1 protein-coding gene is annotated in these 901 nt (G+C 75.8%); it reads left to right on the top strand.

Annotated elements, in window-relative coordinates; translation table 11 throughout:
- On the top strand, window positions 1-901 hold a 901-nt coding region (locus ACWGH4_RS35245), incomplete at both ends, for a DUF6777 domain-containing protein (protein WP_453467998.1).

The following is a 901-nucleotide window of genomic DNA, read 5'->3' as shown; positions in this document are numbered from 1 at the left end:
CGGGCGGTCCCACACCGCCGCCTCCACCCGGTGGTCCCGCGGGCAGCAGCCCTTCGGGCGGCGCCGCGGGTCCGCCGAGCGGACCCGGCGGTCCCGGAGGTCCCGGGCCGGGGGACGGGGGGCCCGGCCGGCCCTGGTGGCGGTCCGTCCCCCGCATCGCGACGGTCGCCGTCGCGCTGGTGGCCGCAGTGGTGCTCGCCGTCGTGCTGACCCGCCCGGGCGGGTCGGGCGGGTCCGGCGCGTCCGGCGGCGGAAGCGAGGTCTTCCTCCAGGCCGCCGGAGCGACCGGGCCCGATCCGTTCACCGAGTCGACGGCGAAGGAGAGCTCGCCGCCCGCGTCGACGCCGGCCGCCGAGCCGGACGGAGCCATGACCGCGTCGCCCAATGTGACCCGCAGCGTCGAGGGGTCGGCGCCGGGGCTGTACGGGGGCAGCCGCAAGGCGGCCAGTTGCGACGTCGAGAAGCAGATCACCGCCCTCGGCGCGGACCCGGCCAAGAACCGGGCCTTCGCGCAGGTGCACCGGATCGAACCGTCCCGCGTCCCGGACTATCTGCGCTCGCTCACCCCGGTGCAGCTGCGGATGGACACCCGGGTGACGAACCACGGCTACAAGGACGGTGGGCCGAGGGCCTATCAGGCCGTGCTGCAGGCGGGCACCGCGGTGCTGGTCGACGACCGCGGTGTGCCGAGGGTCCGCTGCGCCTGCGGCAATCCGCTGCTCCCGCCCGTCGCGCAGAAGGACATTCCCCGTGCCGTCGGCGACGCCTGGCCCGGCTACCGGCCCTCGAAGGTCGTCGTCGTCGCTCCGGCGGACAAGCCCGTCAAGGACTTCGTGCTCCGCGACGGTGACAAGTGGATCAAGCGGCCGGCCGGCGACACGGGCACCCGCGACAAGGAGAC

This window comes from Streptomyces sp. NPDC054847 (genome assembly GCF_053610925.1).
The sequence above is the reverse complement of the archived record's forward strand: the minus strand, read 5'-3'. Positions and strand labels throughout refer to the sequence as shown.